The organism is Pararhizobium arenae (genome assembly GCF_001931685.1).
In the GTDB taxonomy this organism is placed as follows: domain Bacteria; phylum Pseudomonadota; class Alphaproteobacteria; order Rhizobiales; family Rhizobiaceae; genus Pararhizobium; species Pararhizobium arenae.
The window spans coordinates 1-718 of sequence record NZ_MOOY01000036.1 but is presented as its reverse complement, the minus strand read 5'-3'; the positions used below and the strand labels follow the sequence as shown (position 1 = coordinate 718).

1 protein-coding gene is annotated in these 718 nt (G+C 56.1%); it reads left to right on the top strand.

Going from position 1 to position 718, the window contains the following annotated elements; genetic code table 11:
* Positions 1-60: 60 nt before the first annotated feature.
* On the top strand, positions 61-718 hold a 658-nt coding region (locus BLX89_RS23770; RefSeq protein ID WP_075293398.1), incomplete at its 3' end, for a DDE-type integrase/transposase/recombinase.

Genomic DNA, 718 nt, shown 5'->3' with positions numbered 1-718 from the left:
TAGATGTTTGATCCCAGGCTTTGATGGTGCAATCTTCTCACACGAATGGAAGGAGGCACTATGGGCCAGGTTCTACACGGGAGCGCCACGACGACAGAGGCAATCCGTCGAGCAATACAACATAGTCAAGAGAGCCTGAGGGCGCTTTCCCGACGCTACGGGATCAATCAGAAGACCGTAGCCAAATGGAAGAAGAGAACGTCCTTGGCTGATTTGCCGACGGGCCCGAAAGAGCCGCGCTCGACGGTCCTTTCGGTAGAGCACGAAGCCGTCATTGTCGCCTTCCGCCAGCACACGTTGCTACCTCTCGACGACTGCCTTTACGCACTCCAGCCGACGATCCCTTATCTGACACGATCATCATTGCACCGATGCCTTCAGCGTCATGGCATTTCACGGCTGCCGGATGTCCAAGGCGACAAGGAGCCGAAGAAGAAGTTCAAGAGCTATCCGATCGGCTACTTCCACGTTGACATTGCGGAGGTGCATACGGCGGAAGGGAGGCTTTATCTCTTCGTGGCCATTGATCGGACGTCCAAATTCGCCTTCGCCCAATTGGTTGAGAAAGCAACCCGGCGGGTCGCCGGGAACTTCCTTCGTGCGCTTGCTATAGCTGTGCCGTACAAAATCCACACCGTGCTGACCGACAACGGCACTCATTTCACCGACCCAACCGGCGATGGCTGGACGCCTGATGACATCAAAGCCATGCGCAAGG